Annotated in this window: 29 protein-coding genes; 15 read left to right on the plus strand and 14 right to left on the minus strand. The window is 74.9% G+C overall.

The window, feature by feature from the left end:
- Position 1: 1 nt before the first annotated feature.
- Genes ACILQ5_RS17945 through ACILQ5_RS17955 form a run of 3 tightly spaced genes read right to left on the minus strand, consistent with a single transcriptional unit; the run spans position 2 to position 2,573 of the window.
- Positions 2-1,273 carry an MFS transporter gene (locus ACILQ5_RS17945; RefSeq protein ID WP_395659398.1) on the minus strand — a complete coding sequence of 424 codons (1,272 nt, stop codon included), beginning with the start codon at positions 1,271-1,273 and terminating at the stop codon, positions 2-4.
- A complete protein-coding gene (locus ACILQ5_RS17950) occupies positions 1,237-1,431 on the minus strand; it encodes a DUF3046 domain-containing protein (protein WP_395659399.1) in 195 nt (64 codons plus the stop codon). Before ACILQ5_RS17950 ends, ACILQ5_RS17945 begins: the two co-directional genes overlap by 37 nt.
- The gene (locus ACILQ5_RS17955; RefSeq protein WP_395659400.1) at positions 1,428-2,573 is read right to left on the minus strand and encodes a methyltransferase domain-containing protein; all 1,146 of its coding nucleotides are present in this window, start codon (positions 2,571-2,573) and stop codon (positions 1,428-1,430) included. The genes ACILQ5_RS17950 and ACILQ5_RS17955 overlap by 4 nt, the downstream gene beginning before the upstream one ends.
- A gap of 71 nt (positions 2,574-2,644) precedes the next feature.
- Here ACILQ5_RS17955 and ACILQ5_RS17960 point away from each other — a divergent pair, with 71 nt between their 5' ends.
- A complete protein-coding gene (locus tag ACILQ5_RS17960; RefSeq protein WP_395659401.1) occupies positions 2,645-3,136 on the plus strand; it encodes a GNAT family N-acetyltransferase in 492 nt (163 codons plus the stop codon).
- A 13-nt stretch (positions 3,137-3,149) separates the two neighbouring features.
- Here ACILQ5_RS17960 and ACILQ5_RS17965 read toward each other — a convergent pair whose 3' ends face one another.
- The 4 genes from ACILQ5_RS17965 to ACILQ5_RS17980 are packed head-to-tail and all read right to left on the minus strand — an operon-like array spanning position 3,150 to position 6,092.
- Complete coding sequence (locus ACILQ5_RS17965; RefSeq protein WP_395659402.1) at positions 3,150-3,521, minus strand: hypothetical protein; 372 nt, start codon at positions 3,519-3,521, stop codon at positions 3,150-3,152.
- Positions 3,518-4,330 carry an ABC transporter permease gene (locus ACILQ5_RS17970; protein WP_395659403.1) on the minus strand — a complete coding sequence of 271 codons (813 nt, stop codon included), beginning with the start codon at positions 4,328-4,330 and terminating at the stop codon, positions 3,518-3,520. The genes ACILQ5_RS17965 and ACILQ5_RS17970 overlap by 4 nt, the downstream gene beginning before the upstream one ends.
- Positions 4,330-5,154 carry an ABC transporter permease gene (locus tag ACILQ5_RS17975; RefSeq protein ID WP_395659404.1) on the minus strand — a complete coding sequence of 275 codons (825 nt, stop codon included), beginning with the start codon at positions 5,152-5,154 and terminating at the stop codon, positions 4,330-4,332. Before ACILQ5_RS17975 ends, ACILQ5_RS17970 begins: the two co-directional genes overlap by 1 nt.
- Positions 5,154-6,092, minus strand: a complete 939-nt coding sequence (locus ACILQ5_RS17980) for an ABC transporter ATP-binding protein (protein WP_395659405.1) — start codon at positions 6,090-6,092, stop codon at positions 5,154-5,156. Before ACILQ5_RS17980 ends, ACILQ5_RS17975 begins: the two co-directional genes overlap by 1 nt.
- Positions 6,093-6,162: 70 nt before the next feature.
- On the opposite strand from ACILQ5_RS17980, the gene ACILQ5_RS17985 reads away from it, so the two are divergent.
- The 7 genes from ACILQ5_RS17985 to ACILQ5_RS18015 all read left to right on the plus strand — a co-directional run bounded on the left by ACILQ5_RS17985 (position 6,163) and on the right by ACILQ5_RS18015 (position 12,231).
- Positions 6,163-6,546 (plus strand): RidA family protein, encoded by a 384-nt coding sequence (locus ACILQ5_RS17985; RefSeq protein ID WP_395659406.1) that lies wholly within the window; start codon positions 6,163-6,165, stop codon positions 6,544-6,546.
- Positions 6,547-6,562: 16 nt separating this feature from the next.
- Positions 6,563-7,399 (plus strand): EamA family transporter, encoded by an 837-nt coding sequence (locus tag ACILQ5_RS17990; RefSeq protein WP_395659407.1) that lies wholly within the window; start codon positions 6,563-6,565, stop codon positions 7,397-7,399.
- Between the two features lie 182 nt (positions 7,400-7,581).
- A complete protein-coding gene (locus tag ACILQ5_RS17995) occupies positions 7,582-8,775 on the plus strand; it encodes an NAD(P)/FAD-dependent oxidoreductase (RefSeq protein ID WP_395659408.1) in 1,194 nt (397 codons plus the stop codon).
- A 4-nt stretch (positions 8,776-8,779) separates the two neighbouring features.
- Entirely contained in the window at positions 8,780-9,862 is a 1,083-nt protein-coding gene (locus ACILQ5_RS18000) for a type III polyketide synthase (RefSeq protein ID WP_395659409.1), read from the plus strand.
- A complete protein-coding gene (locus tag ACILQ5_RS18005; protein WP_395659410.1) occupies positions 9,859-10,419 on the plus strand; it encodes an isoprenylcysteine carboxyl methyltransferase family protein in 561 nt (186 codons plus the stop codon). Before ACILQ5_RS18000 ends, ACILQ5_RS18005 begins: the two co-directional genes overlap by 4 nt.
- Positions 10,412-11,446 (plus strand): NAD(P)/FAD-dependent oxidoreductase, encoded by a 1,035-nt coding sequence (locus ACILQ5_RS18010; protein WP_395659411.1) that lies wholly within the window; start codon positions 10,412-10,414, stop codon positions 11,444-11,446. The genes ACILQ5_RS18005 and ACILQ5_RS18010 overlap by 8 nt, the downstream gene beginning before the upstream one ends.
- Positions 11,443-12,231 (plus strand): UbiA family prenyltransferase, encoded by a 789-nt coding sequence (locus ACILQ5_RS18015; protein WP_395659412.1) that lies wholly within the window; start codon positions 11,443-11,445, stop codon positions 12,229-12,231. Before ACILQ5_RS18010 ends, ACILQ5_RS18015 begins: the two co-directional genes overlap by 4 nt.
- Positions 12,232-12,406: 175 nt before the next feature.
- On the opposite strand, the gene ACILQ5_RS18020 is transcribed toward ACILQ5_RS18015, so the two are convergent.
- Positions 12,407-13,417, minus strand: a complete 1,011-nt coding sequence (locus tag ACILQ5_RS18020) for an RNA polymerase subunit sigma-70 (protein WP_395659413.1) — start codon at positions 13,415-13,417, stop codon at positions 12,407-12,409.
- Between the two features lie 169 nt (positions 13,418-13,586).
- On the opposite strand from ACILQ5_RS18020, the gene ACILQ5_RS18025 reads away from it, so the two are divergent.
- Entirely contained in the window at positions 13,587-14,426 is an 840-nt protein-coding gene (locus tag ACILQ5_RS18025; protein WP_395659414.1) for an SCO6745 family protein, read from the plus strand.
- 30 nt (positions 14,427-14,456) lie between these two features.
- Complete coding sequence (locus ACILQ5_RS18030) at positions 14,457-14,894, plus strand: VOC family protein (RefSeq protein ID WP_395659415.1); 438 nt, start codon at positions 14,457-14,459, stop codon at positions 14,892-14,894.
- Here the strand turns inward: ACILQ5_RS18030 and ACILQ5_RS18035 are convergent.
- The 3 genes from ACILQ5_RS18035 to arr form a co-directional block, all read right to left on the minus strand.
- Complete coding sequence (locus ACILQ5_RS18035) at positions 14,863-16,083, minus strand: DUF6895 family protein (RefSeq protein WP_395659416.1); 1,221 nt, start codon at positions 16,081-16,083, stop codon at positions 14,863-14,865. The two genes, ACILQ5_RS18030 and ACILQ5_RS18035, sit on opposite strands and share 32 nt — an antisense overlap.
- Positions 16,084-16,122: 39 nt before the next feature.
- Positions 16,123-16,356 carry a hypothetical protein gene (locus ACILQ5_RS18040; RefSeq protein WP_395659417.1) on the minus strand — a complete coding sequence of 78 codons (234 nt, stop codon included), beginning with the start codon at positions 16,354-16,356 and terminating at the stop codon, positions 16,123-16,125.
- A 110-nt stretch (positions 16,357-16,466) separates the two neighbouring features.
- A complete protein-coding gene (arr, locus tag ACILQ5_RS18045; RefSeq protein WP_395659418.1) occupies positions 16,467-16,877 on the minus strand; it encodes an NAD(+)--rifampin ADP-ribosyltransferase in 411 nt (136 codons plus the stop codon).
- Between the two features lie 81 nt (positions 16,878-16,958).
- Here arr and ACILQ5_RS18050 point away from each other — a divergent pair, with 81 nt between their 5' ends.
- The gene (locus ACILQ5_RS18050; protein WP_395659419.1) at positions 16,959-17,651 is read left to right on the plus strand and encodes a DUF6989 domain-containing protein; all 693 of its coding nucleotides are present in this window, start codon (positions 16,959-16,961) and stop codon (positions 17,649-17,651) included.
- A 313-nt stretch (positions 17,652-17,964) separates the two neighbouring features.
- Here ACILQ5_RS18050 and ACILQ5_RS18055 read toward each other — a convergent pair whose 3' ends face one another.
- Positions 17,965-18,525, minus strand: a complete 561-nt coding sequence (locus ACILQ5_RS18055) for an NYN domain-containing protein (RefSeq protein WP_395659420.1) — start codon at positions 18,523-18,525, stop codon at positions 17,965-17,967.
- A 225-nt stretch (positions 18,526-18,750) separates the two neighbouring features.
- On the opposite strand from ACILQ5_RS18055, the gene ACILQ5_RS18060 reads away from it, so the two are divergent.
- From ACILQ5_RS18060 to ACILQ5_RS18070, 3 genes are all read left to right on the plus strand, one after another.
- Positions 18,751-18,882, plus strand: a complete 132-nt coding sequence (locus ACILQ5_RS18060) for a hypothetical protein (RefSeq protein WP_395659421.1) — start codon at positions 18,751-18,753, stop codon at positions 18,880-18,882.
- Between the two features lie 66 nt (positions 18,883-18,948).
- Complete coding sequence (locus ACILQ5_RS18065) at positions 18,949-23,454, plus strand: ATP-dependent helicase (RefSeq protein ID WP_395659426.1); 4,506 nt, start codon at positions 18,949-18,951, stop codon at positions 23,452-23,454.
- On the plus strand, positions 23,447-24,247 hold the full coding sequence (locus ACILQ5_RS18070; RefSeq protein WP_395659422.1) for a DNA-formamidopyrimidine glycosylase family protein: 801 nt from the start codon (positions 23,447-23,449) through the stop codon (positions 24,245-24,247). The genes ACILQ5_RS18065 and ACILQ5_RS18070 overlap by 8 nt, the downstream gene beginning before the upstream one ends.
- A 130-nt stretch (positions 24,248-24,377) precedes the next feature.
- Here the strand turns inward: ACILQ5_RS18070 and ACILQ5_RS18075 are convergent, their stop codons facing one another.
- Positions 24,378-24,680, minus strand: coding sequence for a helix-turn-helix domain-containing protein (locus tag ACILQ5_RS18075; protein ID WP_395659423.1), 303 nt, complete (start codon positions 24,678-24,680; stop codon positions 24,378-24,380).
- Between the two features lie 33 nt (positions 24,681-24,713).
- On the minus strand, positions 24,714-25,202 hold the full coding sequence (locus ACILQ5_RS18080; RefSeq protein WP_395659424.1) for a CinA family protein: 489 nt from the start codon (positions 25,200-25,202) through the stop codon (positions 24,714-24,716).
- A 24-nt stretch (positions 25,203-25,226) separates the two neighbouring features.
- Here ACILQ5_RS18080 and ACILQ5_RS18085 point away from each other — a divergent pair.
- Positions 25,227-26,958: glycoside hydrolase family 15 protein (locus ACILQ5_RS18085; protein ID WP_395659425.1), on the plus strand; the 1,732-nt coding region annotated here is incomplete at its 3' end.

Genomic DNA, 26,958 nt, shown 5'->3' on the forward strand with positions numbered 1-26,958 from the left:
GTCAGCCTGCCAGCCGGGTGGTCGCCCGCGCACCGAGGCCGGCGACCGCCACGAGGACGACCAGACCGATCGCGCCGACGGCGAGGGCCGGGTAGCCCCAGGTCCCGACGACGAGCCCGGACACCGCTCCGGCCGCCGCCGCGGTGAGTCCCATGACGAGGTCGGCGGCCCCCTGGACGTCGGTGCGCGCGTCGAGCGGTGCGTGCTGGGCGATCAGCGTGGATGCCGCGACGGTCGCGAACGACCAGCCGAGGCCGAGCAGGAACAGCCCGACGAAGATCTGCCACGAGCTGCCCTCCGGCGCGCGGGCGCAGAGCACCAGCGAGACCAGGAGCAGCGCGGCCGCCTCGAGCAGGACCGCCCACCTGCTCGTGCGGTCGGCGAGCATGCCGACCAGCGGCGAGAACGCGAACATCCCGAGGACGTGGACGCTGATCACCAGCCCGATCACCCGCAGCTCCGCGTGGCCGTGCTCCATGTGCAGCGGCGACATGATCATCACCCCGACCATCGCGGCGTGCGCGCACGCCATGCCGAGCACGGCGAAGCCCAGCACGGGCCGCTCCCGCGTCGCGGCCACCGCCCGCGCCCACGCGGTGCCGCTCGGCTCCGTGACCGGGACGCCCGCCGCCTCCCGGGCCAGCAGCAGCGGGTCCGGCCGCAGCAGGGTGGTGACGACGAGCGCGGCGCCGAGCATGCCGAGGCTGCCGAGCGCGAACGGCCCGGTGAGCTCGGGGATCCCGAGCGCGTCCGCGAGGGACGCGGCCGGGCCGGTCAGGTTCGGCCCGGCGACCGCGCCGATCGTCGTGGCCCACACGACCGTCGACAGCGCCCGGCCCTTGTGGGCGTCCTCGGCGAGGTCGGTCGCCGCGTAGCGGGAACCGGAGTTGGCGGCGGTCGTCGCGCCGAGCAGCACGGCGCCGACGAGCAGCAGCACCATCGACCCGACGACGCCGGCCAGCACCGCGAGCACGGCGCCCGCCGCTCCGAGCAGGTAGCCGGTGGTCAGGCCGACCCGACGGCCGCGGCGCGACATCAGCCGGGCCAGCAGGTACGACGCCACCGCGGCGCCGAGCACCTGGAACGTCTGCGCGAGGCCGGCCTGGCTCTCGGACCCCGAGATCTGGCGGGCCAGCAGCGAGGCGGTCGCGATGCCGATCGTGATGCCGACCGCGCCGACCGCCTGGGCGACGACGAGCACGCGGACGGTGCGCCGCTGGACCGCGGCGACGTCGGTCAGCGCTTGGTCGCCGGCAGCTCGAGCACGCGCCATACCGCGGCCCACACCTCCTTCGGCGGGACCCCCGCGGCCAGCGCCTGCGCGGCGGTCCGCCCGCCGAGGTCGCTGATGACGTAGAGGTCCGCCCACGAGCGGGCGTAGGAGTCCCCGAGGGCGTCGTCCATCCGGGCCCAGAACTCGGTGTGCCTCACGGGCGGCGCCTCGCCTGGACGTCGAGCCACGGCTCGGCGGTCTTGGTGCCGGTGACGTGGGCGAGGTGCTCGACCTCCCACCCGGCCGCCTCGAGCAGGTCGGTCAGCGGCTCGGCCCGCCAGTAGGTGAACCGCCGGGCGCCGGCGACGTGCCCGTGCCGCGACCAGGCGGCGCCGTCGCCCTCCTTGACCCACATCCGCAGCTGCCCGCCGGGGCGCGTGGCGGCGGCGAGCCGGGCCAGCACCACGGGCAGGTCGGCCCGGTCGACGTGCAGCAGGCTCGCACTCGCCCAGACCCCGTCGTACGGCGTGCCGGGGCGGGTCGGGTCGTCGAGGTCGTCGGTGAGCGGGTCGACCACGTCGGCGTCGTGGCCCTCCGAGCGCATCAGCTCCACGAACGCGGGCGTGATGTCGGTGCGGCGCACGCTGAGGCCCACCTCCTCGAGCAGGAGCGCGTCGCGGCCGCCGGCCGAGCCGATCTCCAGCACCCGCGCGCCGGGACCGGCCGCGGCGGCGAACGCCTCGATGGCCTCCCGGTCGACCTCCGACGCGGTCGCGGTGCCGTCGCGGTAGGCGGCCGCCGAGGCGTCGTACGCCGCCACGGTGGCCCGAGCCGCGGCGGCGCGCACGTCCCAGGCGTGGTGCACGACGTCGTGCAGGTGGTAGCGGCCCAGGCTCGCGACCGTGAACTCGTCGCCGTTGCTGCGGTAGCCGCGACGGTCCCACGCGTCGGGCGGGACCGACTCGTAGCGCTCGGCGACGACCTCGGCGGCGTCGAGCAGGTCGGTCGAGACGACGGCCGGGTCCTGCTCGGCGTACCGCTGCTCGAGGGCGGTCTCGTCCTGGTCCCAGTTCGGGAACCGCGGGTCGGTCTGCTCGAGCATCAGGCCGAGCCGCAGGTCGAAGATCCGGTGCACGTCGCGCACGTGGCAGGCGTACTCCAGTGGTGACCAGGTGCCCGGAGCCGGGCGCACCCCGGCGTCGGGCAGGGTCAGCACCGCCTCCCAGGTGGTCGCGTTGTCCCGCACCACCTCCGCCAGCCGGTCGACGGTGACGGTGGCGGCCTCGAAGCCGCACTCGGGGCACGGCCGGTCGAGGACCCAGGTCCAGTCCTTGGTGTCGGGCACGACGGTCTCGCTCACGGCGCCCATCCTTCCAGCCGGCCGGTGGGGCCACCGCCGACGCGGCCGCCATCCTCCGCGAAGATGGCGCCATGGTGCTCGTCCGACCCGTGACCGCGACCGACCTCCCCGCCGTCGCCGCCATCTACGACCACGAGGTGCGCCACGGGATCTCCACCTTCGCGACCGAGCCGCCCGGCATCGACCACTGGCTGCCGCGGCTCGAGCTCACCCGCCCGGGCGACCACCTGCTCGTCGCCGAGCGCGACGGCGTCACCGTCGGGTACGCGTTCTCCGGCGACTACCGACCCCGCACCGCCTACCAGCACACCCGCGAGACCTCGATCTACCTCGCGCCGGAGGCCCGCGGCGCGGGCGTCGGGCGGGCGCTGTACGACGCGCTGCTGCCGATGCTCCGCGCCGACGGCATCCGGCTCGTGGTCGCCGTCATCGCGGTGCCGAACCCGCGCAGCCAGGGGCTGCACCGCGCGTGCGGGTTCAGCCACGCCGGCACCCTGCACCAGGTCGGACACAAGTTCGGCCGGTGGATCGACACCGAGCTGTGGGAGCTGCTGCTGCGCTGAGGCCGGCCGGGGCTCAGCCGTGCCCGGGGTCGAGCTCGGCACGGAACGCCGCCCGGTCCTCGATGCTCAGCATCAGCTCGCGCACCGTGACCGGGAGCCCCAGGCAGCGGCCGCGGGCCGGCGGGTCGACGGTGACCGTCACCAGCGAGCCGCCCGTCGTGTTGACCAGCCAGCGGCCCCGCCAGCCGTGGGCGCCGATGCTGACCTTGCGGCCCGGCTCGTCGGTCACCGCGACGACCGAGGTCCGCGGCACGGTCACCGAGAAGCTCCACCCCAGGTCCACGACGAGCGCGTCGTCGGTGACCTCGACCGAGGGGCGCACGCCGGTGGCGGCGAGCAGTGCTCCGATCGCCGGGTTCGGTCGTGGCATGTCGTGCTGGGTCATGTCAGCAGGAGGGTATCGAGCCGCCGCCGGACCACGGCAAGCCCGACCAGACCCATCACCACGAGGTAGACGACGCTCACCGCGGACTCCCACGAGAGCGCGCCGGTGGTCAGCTCGCGGCACAGCACGACCCCGCGGTAGAGCGGGGTGACCTCGACGATCCACCGGATCCAGGTCGGGTAGGCCTCGACCGGGAAGAAGGTCGCCGAGAACAGGAACATCGGGATGATCGCGAGGTTGACCCACTCGAAGTCCTGCCAGGTGCGCATCCAGGTCGTCAGCGCCATGCACGCGCCGCCGAACGCCAGGCCGATGAGCAGGGCCGCCGGCACGACGAGCACCGCCCACCACGAGGACACCAGGCCCATCGCGACCATGACGAGCAGGAACGCGGTGGAGTAGATCCCGCCGCGCAGCAGCGACCAGCTCAGCTCGCCGCGGGCGATGTCCATGGTCGTCAGCGGCGTCGCGAGGAGCTGGTCGAAGAGCTTGTTGTACTTGAGCTTGAAGAAGAAGTTGAACGTCGAGTCCAGCAGCGAGCCGTTCATCGCGGACGCGGCCAGCATCCCCGGCGCGACGAACTCGGCGTACGGGATCTCCTGGCCGTTGAACTCGAAGCCGGTGACCAGCTGGCCGACGCCGACCCCGATCGAGAAGAGGTAGAAGACCGGCTCCAGGAACCCCGAGACGAAGATGTACCAGGCCCGCCGGTAGGCGAGGTAGTTGCGGTAGACCAGCAGCCCGGTGGCCTCCCCCGGGCGCAGCGGGCGGGCGACGGAACGGGCGACGGCGGCCGTGGTGATCGCCATCAGTACTCCAACCGCCGGGAGAGGCGCCGGACCGCCCAGAACCAGCCGAGGACCGCCAGCGTCGTGAGGTAGACGACGTGCACGACGGCGGTGCCGACGTCGACGGTGTCGAGGGTCAGCATCCGGGTCAGGTCGACGCCGTGCCACAGCGGCGTGACCTTCGCGAGCGCCTCCATCCAGGGCGAGAGGTTGGAGATCGGGAAGAACGCGCCCGAGAAGAGGAACAACGGGATCATGCCGAGCCGGAAGACGAGCGCGAACGGCGCCTCGTTCTTCAGGCCGGCCGAGAAGGCGAAGATCGGGGTCGCGAAGGCCAGCCCGACCAGGAACTGCACGAGGAAGGCCAGCACCGCTCCCCACGCCGTCGCGTAGACCCCGAAGGGCACCATCACCAGCGTGAAGACGCCGCAGGTCAGCCCCACGCGGAACATCACGAACCCGAGCTGGCCGAGGATCACCTCGGGCACCGAGAGCGGCGAGGCGGTCATCCCGAAGTAGGTCTTCTGCCACTTGATCATGCCCATGACGGGGTAGGTGGTCTCGCCGAAGACGGTCTGCATCGCCTGGGCGGCGAGCAGCCCGGGCGCCACGAACGCGAGGTACGTCGGCGCCCCGTCGAGCTTGGCGGGGTCGTCGGCCACGTAGTCGCCGAGCAGGACGCCCATCGCGAGCACGTAGAAGAGCGGGTTGACGAACGAGGAGACCGCCGAGCCCTTCCAGGTGCGGCGGTAGCCGATCGCCCAGTAGTCGACCAGCCGGGCGGCGCCGACGACCACGTTGGCCGGGGCGGTGCTCGGGGTGGGGGCGGGACGCGCGTCGGCCATCAGTCCACCAGGGTCCGGCCGGTGAGGCGGAGGAAGACGTCCTCCAGGGTCGCGCGGCGCACCAGGGTGGCCGCCGGCTCGAGACCGCGCTCGTGGACCCGGGCGACCGTCTCCTCGCCGTTCGCGGTGTAGAGCAGCAGCCGGTCGGGCAGCACCTCGACCCGCTCGGCGAGGTCCTCGACCTTGCCCGCCACCGCCTCGTGCTCCCCGACGCCGAAGCGCAGCTCGGCGACCTCGCGGGTGGAGTGCTCGGCGATCAGGTCGAGCGGGGAGCCCTCGGCCACGATCAGGCCCTTGTCCATGACGACGAGCCGGTCGGCGAGCTGCTCGGCCTCGTCCATGTAGTGGGTGGTCAGCACGAGCGTCACGCCCTGCTGCTTGAGGCGGAAGAGCCGGTCCCAGACGACGTGCCGGGCCTGCGGGTCCAGGCCGGTGGTCGGCTCGTCGAGGAGCAGCACCTCGGGCCGGTTGATCAGGCTGCGGGCGATGGTGAGCCGGCGCTTCATGCCGCCCGACAGGTCGTCGACCATCGCGTTCGCCCGCTCGGTGAGCTGCACGAACTCGAGCAGCTCGTCGACCCGCTCGCGCACCTCCTTGCGCGGCAGCCCGAAGTAGCGGCCGTAGACGAAGAGGTTCTCGCGGACGGTGATCTCGGTGTCGAGGGTGTCCTCCTGCGGACAGACCCCGATGCGTGCGCGGATCTCCGGGCCGTCGGTCGCGGGGTCCATCCCGAGGATGCGCAGCGTCCCGCCGCTGACCGGCGACACCGCCGCCACCATCCGCATCGTGCTCGACTTGCCGGCGCCGTTCGGGCCGAGGAACCCGAACGCCTCCCCGCGGCGCACGTCGACGTCGATGCCCCGCACCGCCTCGAAGCTGCCGAAGGCCTTGCGCAGGCCTGCGGCGTAGATCATCGACTCGTGCTCGGCGTGGTCCACGTCGCCGACCCTACGGTCCGGCGCCGACAACCGCCTCCCGGATATCGGCCGGGTCCCCTACGCTGCGCCCGTGGGACGTCAGCAGGCACGCAGCGGGTCGCCGTACGAGGCCTCGATCGGGTTCTCCCGGGCCCTCCGGGTCGGCGACCTGGTGGCGGTCAGCGGGACCGCGCCGGTGTGGCCCGACGGGAGCGTGGACCCCGACCCGGCCGTCCAGGCCCGGCGGTGCTGGGAGATCGCGCTCGCGGCGCTCGCGGAGCTCGGGGGCACGCCGGCCGACGTGGTGCGCACCCGGCAGCTGCTCGTCGACCGGGCCGACGCCGACGCGGTCGGCGCGGTGCACGGCGAGGTCTTCGGGGACGTCCGCCCCGCCAGCACGATGGTCGTCGTGGCCGGTCTGCTGGACCCGCGGTGGAAGGTCGAGATCGAGCTGGACGCCGTCCTCGCGGACTGACCGGCCCGGCCGACCGGTGAGCACCACCGCACTCCTCGTCACGCTGCTGGCCGCGGCCGTCCACGCCGGCTGGAACCAGCTGCTGGCCGGTTCCCCGGACCCGCAGGCGCGGGTCGGGGTGGCGATGCTGGTCGGCGCGATCGCGACGGCACCGTTCGCCGTCGTCGGGTTCCGGTGGGAGGCGGCCGCCTGGCCCTACGTCGCCCTCTCGGTCGCGTTCGAGCTCGCCTACGTCGTGCTCCTCGCTGCGGCGTACTGGGTCGCCCCGATGACGACGGTCTACCCCGTCGCCCGCGGCACTGCCCCGGTCCTGGTGCTCGTCGTCGCCGCGCTGGCCGGCGACCGGGTCGGCTGGTGGCCGGCCGTCGGCGCGCTCGCGGTGGTCGCCGGCGTCCTGCTGGTCCGCGGTCCGGCGCCGGACCGGGCCACCGCCCGGGGTGTCCTGATGGCCTTCGGCGTCGCGGCCTGCATCGCCGGCTACACCCTGGTCGACGCGCACGGCGTCGACCACGCCTCGGTCGCCGCCTACCTGCTCGTGGTCCTCGGGTCCACCGCCGTCGCCCAGGTGGGGATCACCGCTCGTGACCGCGGCCTGGTCCCGCTCGTCCGCGCGGCGTTCACCGGGGCGGAGTGGTGGCGCACCGTGCTGGCCGGACTGGGCTTCTTCCTCGCCTACGGGCTGGTCCTCGTGGCGCTGCGCATCGCGCCCGCCGGGCTCGTCGCAGCGGTCCGCGAGACCAACGTGGTCATCGCGGTGCTGCTCCTCGCCGCCACCGGGCAGGAGCCGCTGCGCGCCCGATCACTGGCCGGGGCGTGCCTGGTCGCCGCCGGGGTCGCGCTCGTCGTGGTCTGACCGTGGTCCCTCGGCAGGTCCGGGTGAGGGCGCGGCGCGTGCCGGACCTGGCGATCCTCGTCCGGAGGAACCGACCGAGGCGTGCGGACCGGACGTCCGGTCACGCCACGACCCGGGGCCGCTCTCCCCGCCGTCGCTCCCGGACCGTGCCCCGCTTGCGGTCCCGGGCTACGTTGGGCGCCATGACGGCGGCGGAGGCATCCGACGCTCCCTGGGACCTCGTCGTCGTCGGCGCCGGTCCGGCCGGGAGCACGGCCGCCCTCGCGACGCTCCGCGCCCGGCCCGGTGCCCGGGTCCTGCTGCTGGACCGCGTCGACTTCCCCCGTGACAAGTGCTGTGGCGACGGCATCGCGCCGCACGTCAGCGACGTGCTGCGAGAGCTCGGGGCCGAGGACGTCACCGACGGCTGGCAGCCGGTCGACCAGCTGGAGCTCTCCCGCGGTGACCACCGGGTCGAGGGCACCATGCGCCGCTCGGTGTGGGTCATCCCGCGGGAGGTCTTCGACGCCCGGCTCGTCGAGCGGGCGGTCGCGGCCGGGGCGGTGCTCCGGCGGCACCGGGTGTCCCGGTTGCAGCGCCACGGCGACGAGGTCGTGCTCGACGGCGAGATCCGCGCCCGGGTCGTCGTCGGCGCGGACGGCGCCGAGTCGGTCGTGCGCCCCTGGCTCGGCACCGGCCGTCGCGGTGCGCGGGCGCTGGCGCTGCGTGGCTACGCGCCGACACCGGCCGGCGGCACCGGTCGCCAGCTGATCCGCTACGGGGAGCGCACCCAGCCGGCGTACGCCTGGGCCTTCGACCGGGGCGATGGCTGGTCCAACGTCGGGTACGGGGAGCTCGTGGACAGGACGACCGGCGAGCGGCCGACGCGCGCGCTGATGCTCGAGCAGCTCGAGGAGCTGCTGCCCGGCTACGTCGCCGACGGCACCGCCTGGCGCGGCCACCACCTGCCGCTCTCGGGCTGGCGCTGGGACCAGCCGGACGGGCCGGTGCTGCTGGCCGGTGACGCTGCCGGCCTGGTCAACCCGATGACCGGCGAGGGCATCTACTACGCGGTCGCCACCGGTGCCGCGGCCGGACGCGCGGCCGCGCACGCCCTCGGGTCGGGCGCGCCCGGGTCGGCCGGGGCGCGGTACCGCGCCGACGTACGCCGGCAGCTCGGCCGGCACCTCAAGCACACCTGGACCGCGTCCTGGCTGACCCGCCGCCCGGTTGTCGTGCACGCCGGCATCGAGGCGGCCGGTCGCGACCGCCACGTCTTCGACGCCCTCGTCGAGCTCGGTCTCGGCGACGGCCGGATCACCCCCCGCCTGAGCGCCGGCCTCGCCGGCGCGCTCACCCGACCCCGCGGCCGCCGTCGCACCCCGACCGAGGAGTGAACCCGTGCAGATCGCATCGGTCCGAGGAGCGCTGCCGCCGCACCGCTACCCGCAGGAGGAGATCACCGACGCCTTCGTCGAGGTGATCGCGACGGGCGGCGGTCTGGACGAGCGCGTGCTGCGCCGCTTCCACGGCAACGCCGGCGTCGACCAGCGCCACCTGGTGCTGCCGCTTGCGGACTACGCCGGGCTGCGGGACTTCACCCACGCCAACGACCTGTTCATCGAGCACGCCGTGGAGCTGGGCTCGCGGGCGGTGGTCGACGCGCTCAAGGCGGCCGGCCTGACGCCCACCGACGTCGACCTGGTCGTGTGCGCGACCGTGACCGGCCTCGCGGTGCCGACCCTGGAGGCACGGATCGCCTCGCAGATCGGCATGCGGCCCGACGTGAAGCGGATGCCGCTGGTCGGGCTCGGCTGCGTCGCCGGCGCCGCGGGCCTGGCCCGGCTGCACGACTACCTGCTCGGGCACCCCGACGACGTCGCGGTTCTCGTGACGGTCGAGCTGTGCTCGCTGACGGTCCAGCGCGACGACATGTCGGTGCCGAACCTGGTCGCCAGCGGGCTGTTCGGCGACGGGGCCGCCGCCGTGGTCGGGCTCGGCCGGGACCGGCCCGCCCCGGAGGGCGGCGTCCACGTGGTCGACACCCGCAGCCGCCTCTACCCCGACTCCGAGCGCACCATGGGCTTCGACGTGACCAGCGGCGGGCTGCGGATCGTGCTCGACGCCCAGGTGCCGACGGTCGTCAGCCACTACATCCGCGACGACGTCGACGGCTTCCTCGCCGACCACGGGCTGCTCCGCTCCGACATCGAGTGGTGGGTCTGCCACCCCGGCGGACCGAAGGTGATCGAGGCGCTGGAGGGCGCCCTCGACGTGCCCCGCGAGGCCGTCCAGCTGACCTGGGACTCCCTGGCCCGCATCGGCAACCTGTCCTCCGCCTCGGTGCTCCACGTCCTGCAGGACACGCTGCGCGACCGGCCGCCGCGGCCGGGCTCGTGGGGCGTCGTGATGGCGATGGGGCCCGGGTTCTGCTCCGAGCTCGTCCTGGTGCGCGCCGCCGAGCCGGGGGACGCCGCCGCATGACCAGCCTGACCGCCTTCACCGTCCTGGTCGTGCTGGTCGGCCTCGAGCGGCTGGCCGAGCTGGTCGTCTCCAAGCGCAACGCCGCGTGGAGCATGCAGCACGGCGGCCGCGAGTCCGGTCAGGGCCACTACCCGGTCATGGTCGTGCTCCACACGGGCTTCCTCGTCGCGATGCTGGTGGAGGCGTGGGTCCGCCGGCCCGACGTCCCCGGCGCGCTGGCCTGGTCGATGCTGGCCCTGGTGCTCGCGGCGCAGGCGCTGCGCTGGTGGTGCATCGCGGCGCTCGGCCGCCGCTGGAACACCCGCGTGATCGTCGTGCCGGGGCTGCCGCCGGTCACCGGCGGGCCCTACCGCTTCCTCAGCCACCCCAACTACGTCGCGGTGGTCGTCGAGGGTGTCGCGCTGCCGATGGTGCACGCCTGCTGGATCACCGCGCTGGTGTTCACCGTCGCGAACGCCGCGCTGCTCACCGTCCGGATCCGGGTCGAGGACGCCGCACTGGCGACCCTGCCGCCTGCCGCGCCGGCGGCCCGGCCCGCGGGACCGGTCGATGCGTGACCTGCTCGTGGCCGGGGGCGGCCCGGTCGGCCTCGCCACCGCGCTGCACGCGGCCCGGGCGGGGCTCGACGTCGCGGTCCTGGAGCGCCGCGAGGGCACCATCGACAAGGCCTGCGGCGAGGGGCTGATGCCCGGCGCCACGGCCTCGCTCGCCGACCTGGGGGTGCGCCCGCCGGGGCACCCGATCACCGGCATCCGCTACGTCGAGGGGGACCGCCTCGGAGGCCGCGTGGCCGAGGCGCCCTTCCGGCACGGCGGCGGCCTCGGCGTACGACGCACGGCGCTGCACGCCGCGCTGTCCGCAGCGGTGGCGGCGGCCGGGATCCCCGTGGTCCACCGCACGGTGCGCTCGGTGCGCGACGTCGGCGACCGGGTGGTCGTCGACGGCGAGGTGGCGCGCTACCTCGTCGCCGCCGACGGCCTGCACTCCCCCGTCCGCCGGATGCTCGGCCTGGACCGGCCGGTGCAGACGCGCCGCCGGTTCGGGCAGCGGCGGCACGTCCAGGTCGCGCCGTGGACGTCGTTCGTCGAGGTGCACTGGTCGCGGGTCGGCGAGGCCTACGTGACGCCGGTGGCGCCCGACGAGGTCGGCGTCGCCATCCTCACCCGGGAGCGGCGGACCTGGGCGGAGCTGCTGGCCGCCTTCCCCGCCCTGGCCGAGCGGCTGGACGGCCCCCTGGTCTCCGAGCTCCGCGGCGCCGGACCGCTGCGGCAGCGGGCCCGCCGCCGCGCCGCCGGGCGGGTGCTGCTCGTCGGCGACGCCGCCGGGTACGTCGACGCGCTGACCGGCGAGGGCATCGCCCTCGGTCTCGCGCAGGCGCGCGCGGCGGTCGCCGCCCTGGTCGCCGACCGCCCGGGGCGCTACGAGCTCGCGGCCCGCCGGCTCGGGTGGCGCCACGAGCTGCTGACCCAGGGCCTCGTCACGGCGACCCGGTCGGTGGCGGTCCGCGACCGCCTGGTCCCCGCGGCGGTCCGGCTGCCGCGGGTGTTCGGCGCGGCCGTCGACGTGCTGGCCCGGCCGGCATGAAGGACCTCGTCCGCGCCGCGCACATCGGGCCGGGGCTCGCCGTGGTGGTCCTCGCGACGCTGCTGGCGGTCGCCGACGGGCTCTCGCCCGGGCGGGTCCTGCTGGTCGCGGCGGCCGTGCTCGCCGGCCAGCTCTCGGTCGGGTGGTCCAACGACCTGGTCGACGAGGCCCGGGACCGGACGGTCGGCCGGGCCGACAAGCCGCTCGCCTCGGGAGCCGTCGCCCGTCGTACCGTCCTGGTCGCCTGCGCCCTCGCCGTGCTCGCCACCGTGGTGCTCTCGCTTGCCTGCGGCTGGTGGGCCGGCGTGGTGCACCTGGGCTGCGTCGCCTCGGCGTGGGCCTACAACCTGGGGCTGAAGTCGACCTGGTGGTCGTGGGCGCCGTACGCCGTCTCCTTCGGCGGCCTGGTCGTCTTCGTCTCGCTCGCGGCGTCGCCGCCGGAGCTGCCGCCGTGGTGGCTGCCCACCGTCGGCGCCCTGCTCGGGGTGGCCGCGCACCTGCTCAACGTGCTCCCCGACCTCGACGACGACGCGGCCACCGGCGTCCGCGGCCTCCCGCACCGCCTCGGCCCGCGCCGGATCCCGCCGGTCGCCGCGGTCGTGCTGGTCGCCGCGACCGTGGTGCTCGCCCTGGGCGCCGGCCTCGGCAGCCCCGCCTCGGTCGCCGGCCTGGTCGTCGCCGCGGTCCTCGTCGTCGGCGTGCTCCGCGGTGCCGGCCGGGTCCCGTTCGTCGCCGCGGTGCTGATCGCGCTCACCGACGTCGTGCTGCTGCTCGCCGCGAGCTGAGGCGGGGTTCACCACGTCGAGCAGCTGCCGCAGGTTCACCACGGGATGCAGGCGAACCCTCACTCCCCTCGGTGGGCCCGGCGTGGGAAGTGCAGGTTCACCACGGTCCCATGGTGAACCGGCACCGACCGGCCACCACCCCCGCCACCCGACGTCCCGGCCCACCGGCACCCGATCACTCCGCCCCGGTGGCCGGCAGACGCTCGGGGAGCCCGACGCTCGGGAACCGGTCCGCGTGGAAGGTGGTGACCTCGGCGACCGCCCCGCCGGTGATCCGCAGCGCGTCGAGGGTCAGCGGCAGGTACGCGCCCTCGCGCTCCTGCCACAGGTAGAAGGCGACCGCGGGCTGCCGGTTCACCGCGGTCGGTACGCCGCGCAGGCCGCGCAGGTCCGCGAACCCGCTCGTCACCCAGTCCTCGACCACCGCGTCCCGGCCGAGCTGCAGGCCGGGGGTGGGCGGCATCGAGCACCGGACGTCGTCACGCAGCATCGCCGCGAGCGCCGGGATGTCGGTGGCCACGGTGGCGTCGGTGAAGCGCCGCACGAGGTCCCGGGTCGCGGCGTCCTCCTCGACGCCCGCCCAGTCCTGGCGCTCGGCGGGCAGGTTCTCCCGCATGCCGGCCCGAGCCCGCTGCAGCGCGCTGTTCACCGAGTTCACGGAGTCGCCCAGGAGCTCCGCCACGTCCTTCGCCGGCCAGCCGAGCACGTCGCGCAGGATCAGCACGGCGCGCGGGCGCGGGGCGAGGTGCTGGACGGCGACGACGTACGCCAGCTCGATCGTCTCCTGGGCGACGGCGACGGTCTCGGGCTCGTCCTCCTCGTCCGCACGCTGCTCGTCGAGCAGCCGGTCCGGGTAGGGCTGGAGCCACGGCACCTCGCCGCCGACCGCCGGCCGCGGCCGGCGCCGCGCGAGCGAGTCGAGGCAGGCGTTGGTGGCGATCCGGTAGAGCCAGGCGCGGAACGTCGACCGCCCCTCGAAGGTCTCCCGGCTCCGCCAGGCCCGCAGGAAGGTCTCCTGCACGGTGTCCTCCGCGTCCTCGAACGACCCGAGCATCCGGTAGCAGTGCACGTGCAGCTCGCGCCGGTGCCGCGCCGCCAGACCCGTGAACCTCGCCTCGTCGACCTCGCCCAGACCGCTCTCGCCCAGACCGCTCACGCCCAGCCCCTCCACCACGTCGACACCCATCACGTCATCCTTCCGTCTCCTCGCGTCCTGTCGCACGTATGACGGGCGCGGCGGCCACAACTCATCACCGGCCTCATCACCGGCGGGTGTCGTGGCGGGCCGTCCCCGTCCGTGGAGAGGATGAGGGCGCCCCCGAGCGCCGCCGGCACGACCACAGGAGATGTCCGAGATGACCGAGACCAACCCCTCGGCGGCGCTGGCCCGTCGCCTCTACGGGCTCACCGAGCCGATCGGCATGGTCCCGTACGCCGCCCCGGAGCCGACCGAGGAGGTCATGGCGCTCGGGTACCGGACCTACTGGGACACCTACTTCGCCGGCCGCGCCGCCCCGCTGGGCCGGGTCCCGGCCGAGGTCGTCCACGCGATCTTCTACAACTTCGCCGACGGCGAGGTCGCCCGGCACATCCCCCGGGTCTGGGACGTCGCGACCCCCGAGGCGGTGCTCGCGGCCCGCGAGCGCGGTGCCGCCGCCGCCGTACGGAGGATCCTGGGCGACCTGGCCGACTCCCCGGCCGTGGCCAGCGCGGCCGACCTGGCCACGAAGGCGGCCACGAGCGCACCGACCGAGGGCCGCGCCCTGTACGCCGGCCTGCGGACGCTCCCGGTCCCGGACGAGCCCGTCGCCCGTCTCTGGCACGCGGCCAACCTGCTCCGCGAGCACCGCGGCGACGGCCACGTCGCGGCCCTGGTCTCGGAGCGCATCGGGGGGCTGGAGGCCCACGCGCTGCACGCGGTGTCCCAGGGCATGCCCGCGGAGAGGTTCGGCCGGATCCACCACCTCCCGGCGGCCACGCTGGACGGGCTGGCCCGGCGGATGCGCTCCCGGGGCCTCGTCGACGACGCCGGCCGGATCACCGACCTCGGGCGCGCGACCAAGGAACGGGTCGAGACGCTCACCGACGAGCTCGCGGCACCGGCGTACGCCAGCCTCGGCCCGGCGGAGGTCGACCGGCTGGTCGCCGACCTCGGGCCGCTGGCGGCGGCGCTGGACGCCGTGGGCTCGGAGTGACGGCCGTCCCCCTCCGGGTAGCGTGCCCGGATGCCCATCAAGCTGGAGAACGTCGGGATCGCCGTCCGGGACCTGGAGGCGACGATCGCCTTCTTCACCGACCTCGGACTCACGGTCCTCGGCCGGGACACGGTGAGCGGGGAGTGGACCGACACCGCCGTCGGCCTCGACGGCAACCACGCGAAGATCGCGATGCTCCAGACGCCGGACGGCACCGGTCGCCTCGAGCTCTTCGAGTACCTCCACCCCGACGCGATCGAGACCGAGCCCACGCTGCCGAACCAGATCGGCATGCACCGCGTGGCGTTCTCGGTCGACGACCTCGACGCGGCGCTCGAGGTCGCCGCGCGGCACGGCTGCCACCCGTTGCGCGGCGTGGCGACCTACGAGGACGTCTACCGGCTCACCTACCTCCGGGGCCCCAGCGGCATCCTCGTCATGCTGGCCGAGGAGCTGCAGAAGGGCTGACCTCGGCGCGCTCCCACGGGGCACCCGGGCGGCTCAGCCGGGCCACCAGCCCCGTCGCGGCCCGCACCGCCGGCCCGAGCTCGAGGTCGTGCTCGAGGGCGACCGTGAGCAGCGCGCGCACCGCCTCCAGGTCGACGCGGCCGACGGCGGTGCGCAGGGCGGCGGTCAGCACCAGCGGCTCGATCCCGGACGCCGGGGGCGTGGCCGTCAGCGCCTCCGCGACCCACGAGGGGACCGGACCGGGCCAGGCGGCAGCCACGGCGGCAGTGCCGGCGGGGTCCGCCGGGAGCGGTACGGCGACCTCGGTGCCGGCCCGGACCGCCAGGGCGGCGAACATCCCCATCACGGTCGTCGGGTGGTAGTTGGCGAGCAGGGCGGTGGTCTCGTCGTGCGCGGGGTCGTGCCCCAGCCCGGGGAGGAACCCGAGCCGCGCCTCGGTCCGCAGCACGCGGTCCAGCACGTGACCGGGCGCCGGCCCGAGAGGTACGCCCATCAGGGGCCAGGTCAGGAGCAGCTCGACCGCCAGGTCGAGGTCGCCGGAGTCGACCGCCAGGGCGAGGCCCGCCTCGGCGTCGGCCAGCACCTCCCCGGGTGGGCGTGGCAGGGACGGGCTGCGGCGACCGAGGTCGTGGGCGTACATCACGCAGTGCGTGAACGCGTAGACGTCGAGCCGGGTGGCCGCCAGCGGGTCGAGGGGCCGGCCGAGCGCACTCGCGGCCAGCAGTGCGGCCTCGCCGTCGTCGTCGGGGAGCCCGAGGATCCGGCCCAGCCACCGCTGCTCGAGCTCGCGGTGCGGCAGCCGCTCCGGTCCCGGGGTCCGTCGGCGGCCGGGAGCGGTCGCCGACAGGACGTGCTGGTCGAACGCCGGGTCCGGGTAGCCGGCCGACCGCAGGAGCAGGTGGGCGCTGGCGTGGTCGAGCGCGTGGGCGGGCTCGAGCAGGATCCGGAGTGCCGTCTCCCGGGTGCGGGTGCCCGCGGCGACCCGGTCGGCCAGGCCGTCGACCGCGTCCCGCAGCCAGGGCATGGCGCCCCGCAGCGGTGCGGCCGCGTGCACGAGCATCGCGCACTCGCCCAGCACCTTGGGCAGCAGCGGGGTCTGCGCCGGGAGGAGGTCGAGGACCCGGGTGCTGCGCGTCAGGGCACGCCGGAGCGGTCCGACGAGGTCCGGGTGGCGGTCGTGCCGTCCCACCGGCCGCTCGGACCGCTCCGGCGTGCCTGTCGCCACCGGTCAGCCCTGGCGGGCGCCGCGGGCGATGTCGCCGAACTGCTCCAGCACGAGGTACGGGTCGACCGGGATGCAGAGGTCGATGTGCCGCCAGTTGACGACGAACCCGATCGCCTCGCCGCGCTCGGCGGCGGCGGGCGCGAACTTCGCGAGGATGCTGGTGGCCACCTCGAAGTTGACGGCCTGGGACTCGAGCAGGGCGTGGGCGACCTCGTTCTGCAGGGCGGTGCGTTCCATGGTTCTTCCTCCTTGTGGGTTCCGCCTGCCGAGTCGGCGGACGGGAGGACTGGGGGATCCGGTCCACCCCACAAGAGCCGCGCCACGCGACGCTGATACGAAAGGTGCGGTCAGTTGATGATCTCGCCCCGCTCGTCGGCGAGGATCGCGGTCAGCCGGTCCCGCCGGTCCTGGAGCGCCTCGGGCGTCAGGCGGGTCCAGTCGTCCACCTCGCCGACGACCCGGAGCGGCTCGGCGCTGCGGTAGGACCGGGTGGGGTTGCCGGGGAACTTCTTGTCCGTGACGTTGGGGTCGTCCTCGAAGGCCCCGGTCGGCTCGACGACGTACACGCGCGGGGCACCGTCGCCTGCGGCGAGCTCGGCCGCGAGACCGGCGCCGTCGCGCAGCGCTGTGAAGTAGACGTGGTTCATCACGACCTCGGGCCGGTAGTTCGACCGGAAGCCCGCCGTCAGGAGCTCCCCCGTCCGCAGGTCCGCCTTCGTGCCGTGGAAGAACGGACCCTCGTCCAGCACGTCGCTCATGCCACCAGGCTAGGACGGGCCGGTGAGGGGCGCTCGGTCCGGCACCCGGACGCGCGGCCTCCCGGCCGCTACCTTGTCGCCGTGACCACCACCATCCCGACGACCGGCCACACCTCCCGGCAGGGCCTCGGCCCGGTCGTCGGCGTGCACGTCGGGCTCTTCGCCGGCGGCGCGGTCGCGCTGTCGCTCGACCCGCCCGCCCAGGGCTGGGGCGTCCTGGTGTGCGTCGTGGCGTACACCGTCGCCCTGCTGTGGGTGTGCCGGGCGACCGGCCGCTCGGACCTCCTCGCCCTGGCCGGGTTCCTCGCGATCGTGTCGGTCTTCCAGGTGCTCCCGGACTGGGTGCTCGCCGACGTGGTCGGCACCCTGCGGTTCCCCGACACCGGTGGCCCCCGCGTCGACGACGTGATCCCGCTCGCGATGGCCGCCATGTGGCTCGCCCCGCTGTTCGTCGCGGTGGCGCTCAGCGGTGGCCGGCCGGGGCGGGCCGCGCTGCTCGCCGGCCTCGTCTTCCTCGGCGCCGAGCTGCTCGCGCCTGCGCTGGGCCTGTGGGAGCCCGTCGGCGACACCCACCGCGTGCTGGGCGTGGCGGTCTACGTCGTCCCGGCGGAGGCCGCGCTCGGCTGGGCGGCCGCCACCGCGTTCGCCCTCGTCCGCGACCGGTCCCTGCTCGCCCGCGTCGGGGCCGCGCTCGCGGTGTCGACGTTCTACCTGGGCGCGCTCGTGCTGTCGCACTTCGTGGTCGACGTGGCCGTCTGGCGCCTCACCGCCTGACCCGGCCACCGTCCCGGACGCAGCGAGGGGCACCGTCGCCGGACGGCGACGGTGCCTCGCTGGACGTGGGGTCGGCGGCTCAGACGCCACGGCCTCCCCGGACCCGGCTGAGGATGAACAACACGAGCGCGATGATGGCCAGGATGATGAGGATGGTCCACAACATGGCGTGACTCCGTTCCGTTGGGTGAGACCGACGGCCGGGTCCGCACGGGGGTGCGGCTGCGCGGCAGGCGGTGCTCGCTCACCGTGCCCCCTGGGTCTCCCGCCCAAACAGTCGCCGCTGCCACGAGGCCGGCGCGACGACGTACACCTAGAGGAACTGGACCGGGTCGAACTCCTCGATCGGGATGATCCGGACCCGTGGCAGTGACTCGTTGAACGCGCGCACGTCGTACTCGAGGTCGAACATCTCCAGCCCGTCGTCGACCAGCTCGACGAACCCGTGGTTGCGGAACTCGACGAACCCGATGACGCCGACCCGGCGGCCGTCGAGCAGCTCGCCGACCTGCTCGACGAAGTCCCCGTCGTTGCTGACCAGGAGCACGTCCGCATCGCGGCGGCGGATCTCGGCGAGGGTCCGCTGGATGGCGATGTCGACGACCTTCTCGCCGGCGGCGCCGGACAGGGCCACCGGTCGGTAGCCGATCGCCAGCAGCGCCTGCACGAACGCCATCGGGAGCTCGTTGTTGGCGGCGAGGAAGAACAGCCCCGTCGCCGGCTGGTCCCAGGTCTCGCGCGCGAACTGGAGGAGCCGCTCCCACCGCGGGCGCTCGTCGGGGCGCGGCCGCCGACCCAGGATCGAGGTGCCGAGCGTGGCGTCGATGTTCTCCCCGTCGACCAGGATGTACGTCGTGCGCGGGGCCTCGTCCATGGCACGAGACTACGGCCGGTGGCCGGCGCCGGTGGCCCGGACGTTGGTCAGCCCGCCGACACCGAGGGACGTCTGCGGGCTGCGCCACGAGCGTAGGGACCCGACGGCGAGGGAGGGAAGACAATCCGCTCACCCGCAGGGGTGGTCCACACCAGCGGGCGCCGACGTCGCGGAGGTCACCTCCCGTCCAGGCATGACCCGGGCCCGCGGGCGGTACCTACGGTCATGAAGCTGATGAGGATGGCCGTGATCGGCGGGGTGGCGAAGAAGCTGTACGACGAGTCCCGCAAGCCCCAGAACCAGGCCCGGATCCAGGCCGCCGTCGCCAAGGTGCGGGAGCGCCGCAACCGCGCCTGATCCGCCCGCTCGGCGGGCACTGTCGGTGCCGTGAGCAAGGATGTGCGGGTGCCTGCCCCGCTCGAGATGTTCAGCGAGCCGACGCGCACCTGGTTCGGTGCCGCGTTCGCCGAGCCGACCCCTGCCCAGCTGGGGGCGTGGGAGGCGATCGGGGCCGGCAAGCACGCCCTGGTGGTGGCGCCCACCGGGTCGGGCAAGACGCTCAGCGCCTTCCTCTGGAGCATCGACCGGCTGCTGACCGAGCCGCGCCCGGAGGAGAAGGAGCACCGCTGCCGGGTCCTCTACATCTCTCCGCTCAAGGCCCTCGGCGTCGACGTGGAGCGCAACCTGCGCGCCCCGCTGACCGGCATCCGGCACACCGCCGAGCGGCTCGGCACGCGGGTGCCCGAGCTCGCCGTCGGCGTCCGCTCGGGCGACACCCCGGCGGCCGACCGCCGCCGGCTCACCAGCAGCCCGCCCGACATCCTGATCACCACCCCCGAGTCGCTGTTCCTCATGCTGACCAGCCAGGCCCGCGAGTCGCTGCGGGGCGTCGAGACGGTGATCATCGACGAGGTGCACGCCGTCGCCGGCACCAAGCGCGGCGCCCACCTCGCGGTGAGCCTCGAGCGCCTCGACGCCCTGCTCGAGCGGCCCGCCCAGCGGATCGGGCTCTCGGCGACGGTGCGGCCGCTGGAGGAGGTCGCCCGGTTCCTCGGCGGCAGTGCGCCCGTCGAGATCGTCGCACCGGCCTCGGAGAAGGAGTGGGACCTGCGCGTCGTCGTCCCGGTCGAGGACATGACCGCGCCGGAGGAGTACGACGAGGACGCCGAGGACCCGCAGCGCGCCCAGAGCATCTGGCCGCACGTCGAGGAGCGGGTCGTCGACCTCGTCGAGCAGCACCGCTCCACGATCGTCTTCGCCAACTCCCGCCGGCTCGCCGAGCGGCTGACGGCCCGGCTCAACGAGATCGCGACGGAGCGGGCGGGCGGGGAGACCGGTGGCGACGGCGTCCCTGCGGAGGTGATGGCGCAGTCCGGCCGCAGCGAGGGCGCCGAGCAGGTCATCGCCAAGGCCCACCACGGCTCGGTCTCGAAGGAGCAGCGCGCCCTCATCGAGGACGACCTCAAGCGCGGGCGGCTCCCCTGCGTCGTCGCCACCAGCAGCCTCGAGCTCGGCATCGACATGGGCGCGGTCGACCTCGTCGTCCAGATCGAGAGCCCACCCAGCGTCGCGAGCGCGCTGCAGCGGGTCGGCCGGGCCGGCCACCAGGTCGGCGAGGTCTCCCGCGGCGTGCTGTTCCCCAAGCACCGCGGCGACCTGGCCCAGACCGCGGTCGCGGTCGCCCGGATGCGCACCGGCGCGATCGAGTCGATGCGGGTGCCGACCAACCCCCTCGACGTGCTCGCCCAACAGGTGGTCGCCGCGACCGCGCTCGACGCCTGGTCCGTCGACGACCTCTTCGAGCTGGTCAAGCGCAGCGCGCCGTTCACCCAGCTCCCCCGCAGCGCCTACGACGCCACCCTCGACCTGCTGAGCGGGCGCTACCCCTCCGACGAGTTCGCCGAGCTCCGGCCGCGGATCGTGTGGGACCGGGTCACCGGCACCCTCACCGGCCGGCCCGGCGCGCAGCGGCTCGCCGTGACCAGTGGCGGCACCATCCCCGACCGCGGCCTGTTCGGGGTCTTCCTCGTCGGAGGGGAGGGCCCGGGCCGGCGGGTCGGCGAGCTCGACGAGGAGATGGTCTACGAGTCGCGGGTCGGCGACGTGTTCGCCCTCGGCGCGACCAGCTGGCGCATCGAGGACATCACCCACGACCGGGTGCTGGTCACCCCTGCTCCCGGCATCCCCGGCCGGCTGCCGTTCTGGAAGGGCGACGCCCTCGGCCGGCCGGCCGAGCTCGGGGCGGCGATCGGCGCCTTCACCCGCGAGCTCGGCGCGCTGCCCCGCGAGCGCGCGGAGGCCCGGGTCCGCGAGGACGGCCTCGACGAGTACGCCGCCGCCAACCTGGTGACCTACCTGCACGAGCAGCTCGAGGCGACCAACCTGCTGCCCAGCGACCAGACCCTGCTCGTCGAGCGGTTCCGCGACGAGCTCGGCGACTGGCGCCTGGTGGTCCACTCGCCCTACGGCACCCCCGTCCACGCGCCGTGGGCGCTCGCGATCAACGCCCGGCTGCGCGAGCGCTACGGCGTCGACGGCCAGGCGGTCGCCTCCGACGACGGCATCGTCGTCCGGATCCCCGACACCGACGCCGACCCGCCCGGCGGGGACGTCGTCGTCTTCGAGCCCGACGAGATCGAGTCGATCGTGACCGACGAGGTCGGCGGGTCGGCGCTGTTCGCGAGTCGGTTCCGCGAGTGCGCCGCCCGTGCGCTGCTGCTCCCCCGCCGCGACCCCGGTCGCCGCTCGCCGCTGTGGCAGCAGCGGCAGCGCTCGGCGGTGCTGCTGGAGGTCGCCTCGAAGTACCCGTCCTTCCCGATCGTGCTCGAGGCGGTCCGGGAGTGCCTCCAGGACGTCTACGACCTGCCGGCGCTGGTCGCGCTGATGCGCGGCGTCGACCGGCGCGAGGTCCAGGTCGTCGACGTCGCCACGACCCAGCCGTCGCCGTTCGCGCGCAGCCTGCTCTTCGGGTACGTCGCGCAGTTCATGTACGAGGGCGACTCCCCGATCGCGGAGCGCCGGGCCGCCGCGCTCGCCCTCGACCAGGGGCTGCTGGCCGAGCTGCTCGGCCGGGCCGAGCTCCGCGAGCTCCTCGACCCCGCGGTGCTCGCCGAGGTCGAGGCCGAGCTGCAGCGCACCGCGCAGGACCGGCGCGCCCGCGACGCCGAGGGCGTGGCCGACCTGGTCCGTCTCCTCGGCCCGCTGTCCACCGCCGAGGTCGCCGACCGCAGCGTCGACGGTGCCGACGTCGCGGGCTGGCTCGACGCGCTGGCCCAGAGCCGCCGGCTGGTCGAGGTGCGGATGGGCGGCGAGGAGCGCTGGGCCGCGGTCGAGGACGTCGGTCGGCTGCGCGACGGCCTGGGCGTGCCGGTCCCGCCGGGCACCCCGGACGCGTTCACCGACCCGGTCGACGACCCGCTGGGCGACCTCGTCGGACGTTACGCCCGCACCCACGGCCCGTTCACCGCCGACGACGTGGCGACCCGACTCGGGCTGGGGTCCGCCGTGGTCCGGCACACCCTCCAGCGGCTCGCCGCGCAGGGCCGGGTGCTGGACGGCGAGTTCCGCCCCTCCGGCAGCGGCACCGAGTGGTGCGACGCCGAGGTGCTGCGCCGGTTGCGGCGCCGGTCGCTGGCCCGGCTCCGCCGCGAGATCGAGCCCGTCGAGCCGGAGACCCTCGGCCGGTTCCTCAGCGCCTGGCAGCACGTCGGCGGCAAGCGCCGCGGGATCGACGGCGTCGTCACCGTGATCGACCAGCTCGCCGGCTGCGCGGTCCCGGCCTCGGCGCTCGAGCCGCTGGTGCTCGGCAGCCGGGTGGCCGACTACGAGCCGGCGTACCTCGACGAGCTCACCGCCTCCGGCGAGGTGCTCTGGGCCGGCCACGCCGCCCTTCCCGGGTCCGACGGATGGGTCTCGCTGCACCTCGCCGACCAGGCACCGCTGACCCTGCCCGAGCCCGCACCCTTCGAGCACAGCGAGCTCCACCAGGCGGTCCTCGACGCACTCGCGCCCGGCGGTGCGTGGTTCTTCCGCCAGCTCTCCGACCAGGTCTCCGCCCAGGCCGGCGCGACGGGCGACACCGCCCTCTCGGCGGCGCTGTGGGACCTGGTCTGGGCCGGGCGCATCAGCAACGACACCCTCACCCCGCTGCGTGCCCTGACCCGCAGCGGCACCGCCGCCCACCGCACCCGCCGCCCGCCGCCGCGCCTGGGCCGCCGGCCCGGTGCCGGGCCGGCGCGGACCGGCCCTCCCGGGACCGCCGGACGGTGGGCGCTGCTCCCCACGGTCGACGCCGACCCCACGCGGCGCGCCCACGCGGTCGCCGAGCGCCTGCTCGACCGGCACGGCGTCGTGACCCGCGGCGCCGTGGTCAGCGAGCGGGTGGTCGGCGGGTTCGCCGCGGTCTACAAGGTGCTCGCCGCCTTCGAGGAGTCCGGACGGTGCCGCCGCGGCTACTTCGTCGACGGCCTCGGCGCCGCCCAGTTCGGCACCGCCGGCGCCGTGGACCGGCTGCGCACCTTCTCCGAGGTCGCGCCCGAGGCCAAGCCGGTCGCGGTCGCGCTGGCTGCGACGGACCCGGCCAACCCCTTCGGCGCCGCACTCCCCTGGCCCGACCCGGGAGGCACCGGCCACCGGCCGGGACGCAAGGCGGGCGCGGTCGTCGTGCTCGTGCAGGGCGCCCTCGCGATGTACGTCGAGCGCGGCGGTCGCACCCTGCTCACCTGGTCCGAGGACCCCGACGTCCTCGGGCCGGCCGCCGCGGCGCTCGCGGACGCCGCGCACCGCGGCTCGCTCGGCCGGATGACCGTCGAGAAGGCCGATGGCGAGCAGCTGCTCGGCTCGGGCTCGACCCCGCTGCGGGAGGCGCTCCAGGCGGCCGGGTTCGTGGCCACGCCCAAGGGGCTGCGGCTGAGGTCCCCCGGTGCCTGAGGGCGATGCGGTCTGGCGGACCGCGCGACGGCTCGAGCGCGCCCTCTCGGGGCACCTGCTCGAGCGCACCGACTTCCGGGTCCCCCAGCACGCCACCGCGGACCTCGCCGGTGGGCGGGTCGTCGAGACCGTCTCCCGTGGCAAGCACCTGCTGACCCGGATCGACGGGCCGGGCGACCCGGGTGGACCGGCGTGGACCCTGCACACGCACCTGAAGATGGAGGGCTCCTGGCGCGTCTACCGGCGTGGCGAGCGGTGGACGAAGCCGGGACACCTCGCCCGGGTGGTCCTCGACGTCGGCGTGCGGAGCGCCGTCGGGTTCCAGCTGGGGGTCGTCGAGCTGCTGCCCCGCGAGCGGGAGGCCGACGTGGTCGGCCACCTCGGGCCGGACCTGCTCGGCCCGGACTGGGACGAGGAGGAGGCGGTCCGGCGGCTGACCGCCGACCCGGAGCGGCCCCTCGGTGAGGCGCTGCTGGACCAGCGCAACCTCGCGGGCATCGGCACCATCTACCGCACCGAGCTGTGCTTCCTCACCGGCTACGACCCGCGCTCACCGGTCGGCGTGGTCACCGACCCGCTGCGCATGGTCCGCCTGGCGCACCGGCTGCTGGAGCAGAACCGGGAGATCCCGCAGATCTGCACGACCGGCGACAAGCGACGGGGCCGCAGCCTGTGGATCTACGGCCGCGGCACGGAGCGCTGCCTGCGCTGCGGCACCCGGATCGAGCGCGCCGAGCTCGGCGAGCAGCGGCGGGTGGCGTACTGGTGCCCGTCCTGCCAGCCGCCCCGCTGACACCCGGCGAGCGGCGCTGCGACGGGGAGCTCGACGTCGCCATGAAACTCATGCCGGGACGACGAAGCTTCATCGTCCTGGCGTGAGTTACCTCGGCCGGCCGATGAACCTTCGTGGCAGAGGGCGACCCTCAGGCGGCGGAGGTGACGACCTCGCCGGCGCGGGTGGCGACCGGGATGCGGATCAGCTCGGCAGCCGCCTCCTCCAGCGCGACCGCGTCGGACACGTCGCGGAGCACGTCGGAGAGCGGGACGTCGAGGGCGGCGCACAGCGAGGCGAGCAGCTCCGAGGAGGCCTCCTTCTGGCCCCGCTCGATCTCGGAGATGTAGCCCAGGCTCACCCGGGCCTCCGCCGAGACCTCGCGCAGGGTCAGGCCACGCTGCATCCGCAGGTCGCGGAGCACGTCGCCGAGAAGCCGGCGGAACAGCACCATGCGCGTCTCCCTTCCAGGTACGTACGGCCAACGCTACCCGAGAGGCGTTTCTTCCCGCCGGAGGACCGACTCGAGCGCCTCCAGCGCCTCGCGGACGGTGCGCTCCTGCACCTGCTGCCGCTTGCCGGCGAGCTCGAGCGCGACCGCCTCGACCAGGCCCGGGCCGGCGATGCCGACGAACACCGTGCCGGGCGGCTTGCCCTCCTGGTCGGTCGGGCCGGCGACGCCGGTGGTGGCGACCCCGAACGTGGCGCCCGCGAGGGCGCGCACGCCCGAGGCCATCGCTCGCGCGCACTCCGGCGAGACCACGCCGTGCTCGGCGATGATCCGCTCGTCCACCGCGAGCACGGACGCCTTCAGCTCGGTGGCGTAGGTGACGACGCCGCCGAGGAAGGTCTCGGACGCTCCCGGGGTGTCGGTGAGCGCCACCGCGAGGCGGCCACCGGTGAGGGACTCCGCGGTCGCGACGGTCGCGCCGGCGGCGCGCAGGAGCACGTGGACACGTCTGGCCAGGTCGGTCACCCCGCCGAGGTTAGTGTCACCCCCATGGCGCTGCCCATCGAGGACTACGCGTTGATCGGCGACCGGCGCACGGCCGCCCTGGTCGGCCGCGACGGTTCCGTGGACTGGCTGTGCCTGCCGCAGTTCGACTCCTCGGCGTGCTTCGCGGCCCTCCTCGGGACCGAGGACCACGGCCGCTGGCAGCTGTGCCCGGTCGGCGAGCACGAGGTGTCGCGGCGCTACCTCGACGGGTCGGCCGTCCTGGAGACGACCTTCACCACCACGGAGGGCACCGTCACCGTCACCGACCTGATGCCGCGCGGGAACGGCCGGGCCGACGTCGTACGCCGGGTGCACGGGGTGCGCGGCACCGTGCGGATGCGGCACGAGTGGCGGGTCCGGTTCGACTACGGCGCCATCGTCCCGTGGGTGCGCCGCCAGACCGTGGACGGCGAGGCCGTGATCACCGCGATCGCCGGGCCCGACCAGCTGGTGCTGCGCGGACCCCGGTTGCCCCGGGCGGACGATCACCGGCACGTGGACGAGTTCGACGTGGCGGAGGGCGCGACCCTGACCTTCTCGACCACCTGGATCCCCTCGCACGTCCCGCTGGCCGCGATCGGCGGACGCGACGTCGACACCGGCGTCGACGATGCCGACGGCGTCGCCGAGAGCGTCGACTCCGTCGAGGCGATGGTGCGCGAGGGCCAGGAGTGGTCGGGTCAGTGCCGGCCCGACCTGCCGCACGCCGAGGTGGTGCGCCGCTCGCTGATCACGCTGCGGCTGCTCACCGACGGGCGCACCGGCGGCATCGTGGCCGCACCGACGACCTCGCTGCCCGAGGACCCGGGCGGCGAGCGCAACTGGGACTACCGCTACTGCTGGCTGCGCGACGCGGCGCTCACGCTCGACTCGTTGCTGCAGGCCGGCTACACCGAGGAGGCGCAGCTGTGGCGCCGCTGGCTGCTGCGCACCGTGGCCGGTGACCCCGAGGACCTCCAGATCGTGTACGCCACCGACGGCCACCGCCGGCTCACCGAGCTGACCCTCGACCACCTGCCCGGCTACGCCGACAGCCGCCCGGTCCGGATCGGCAACGGAGCGGCCCTGCAGCGCCAGCTCGACGTCGTCGGCGAGGTGATGATCGCGCTGGAGCGGGCCCGCCAGGTCACCGGCCACGCCGACGACGACGCCTGGGCGCTCCAGCGCGCCCTCGTCGAGGGCCTGGCCCGCGGCTGGCACAAGAAGGACCACGGACTGTGGGAGATCCGCGGCCCGCAGCGGCACTTCACCCACTCCCAGGCGATGGTGTGGGCGGCCTTCGACCGTGCGGTCCGCGCGGTGGAGGACTTCGACCTGCCCGGCCCGGTCGAGGCCTGGCGCGAGCTGCGGGACACCGTCCACGCCCAGGTGCTGGACCAGGGGTACGACGAGGGCCGCGGGAGCTTCGTGCAGCACTACGACACCCGCGAGGTCGACGCCTCCCTCCTGGTGCTCCCGGTCATCGGGTTCCTCCCCGGCGACGACCCCCGGATGCTCGGGACGATCGCCGCGGTGGAGGAGGACCTGGTCCGCGACGGGCTCGTCCTCAGGTACCGCACCCAGACCGGCGTCGACGGGCTCTCGGGCGACGAGCACCCGTTCCTGGCGTGCTCGTTCTGGCTGGTCTCGGCCTACGCGCGCGCCGGTCGGCTCGACGACGCGCGCGCGCTCTTCGACCGGCTGTGCGGGCTCGTGAACGACGTCGGGCTCCTCTCCGAGGAGTACGACGCCGCCC

Source organism: Nocardioides sp. (genome assembly GCF_044226305.1).
Classification (GTDB): domain Bacteria; phylum Actinomycetota; class Actinomycetes; order Propionibacteriales; family Nocardioidaceae; genus Nocardioides.

Coding starts and splice junctions, on each gene's coding strand:
- ACILQ5_RS18025 (WP_395659414.1), top strand. CDS start 13,587: ATGACCGAGACCAACCCCTCGGCGGCGCTGGCCCGTCGCCTCTACGGG.
- ACILQ5_RS18015 (WP_395659412.1), top strand. CDS start 11,443: ATGAAGGACCTCGTCCGCGCCGCGCACATCGGGCCGGGGCTCGCCGTG.
- ACILQ5_RS17945 (WP_395659398.1), bottom strand. CDS start 1,273: ATGGCGCGTGCTCGAGCTGCCGGCGACCAAGCGCTGACCGACGTCGCC.
- ACILQ5_RS18040 (WP_395659417.1), bottom strand. CDS start 16,356: ATGGAACGCACCGCCCTGCAGAACGAGGTCGCCCACGCCCTGCTCGAG.
- ACILQ5_RS17965 (WP_395659402.1), bottom strand. CDS start 3,521: ATGACCCAGCACGACATGCCACGACCGAACCCGGCGATCGGAGCACTG.
- ACILQ5_RS18065 (WP_395659426.1), top strand. CDS start 18,949: ATGTTCAGCGAGCCGACGCGCACCTGGTTCGGTGCCGCGTTCGCCGAG.
- ACILQ5_RS18060 (WP_395659421.1), top strand. CDS start 18,751: ATGAAGCTGATGAGGATGGCCGTGATCGGCGGGGTGGCGAAGAAGCTG.
- ACILQ5_RS18030 (WP_395659415.1), top strand. CDS start 14,457: ATGCCCATCAAGCTGGAGAACGTCGGGATCGCCGTCCGGGACCTGGAG.
- ACILQ5_RS18055 (WP_395659420.1), bottom strand. CDS start 18,525: ATGGACGAGGCCCCGCGCACGACGTACATCCTGGTCGACGGGGAGAAC.
- ACILQ5_RS17975 (WP_395659404.1), bottom strand. CDS start 5,154: ATGGCCGACGCGCGTCCCGCCCCCACCCCGAGCACCGCCCCGGCCAAC.
- ACILQ5_RS17960 (WP_395659401.1), top strand. CDS start 2,645: ATGGTGCTCGTCCGACCCGTGACCGCGACCGACCTCCCCGCCGTCGCC.
- ACILQ5_RS17970 (WP_395659403.1), bottom strand. CDS start 4,330: ATGGCGATCACCACGGCCGCCGTCGCCCGTTCCGTCGCCCGCCCGCTG.
- ACILQ5_RS18020 (WP_395659413.1), bottom strand. CDS start 13,417: ATGGGTGTCGACGTGGTGGAGGGGCTGGGCGTGAGCGGTCTGGGCGAG.
- ACILQ5_RS18075 (WP_395659423.1), bottom strand. CDS start 24,680: ATGGTGCTGTTCCGCCGGCTTCTCGGCGACGTGCTCCGCGACCTGCGG.
- ACILQ5_RS18010 (WP_395659411.1), top strand. CDS start 10,412: ATGCGTGACCTGCTCGTGGCCGGGGGCGGCCCGGTCGGCCTCGCCACC.
- ACILQ5_RS17995 (WP_395659408.1), top strand. CDS start 7,582: ATGACGGCGGCGGAGGCATCCGACGCTCCCTGGGACCTCGTCGTCGTC.
- arr (WP_395659418.1), bottom strand. CDS start 16,877: ATGAGCGACGTGCTGGACGAGGGTCCGTTCTTCCACGGCACGAAGGCG.
- ACILQ5_RS18005 (WP_395659410.1), top strand. CDS start 9,859: ATGACCAGCCTGACCGCCTTCACCGTCCTGGTCGTGCTGGTCGGCCTC.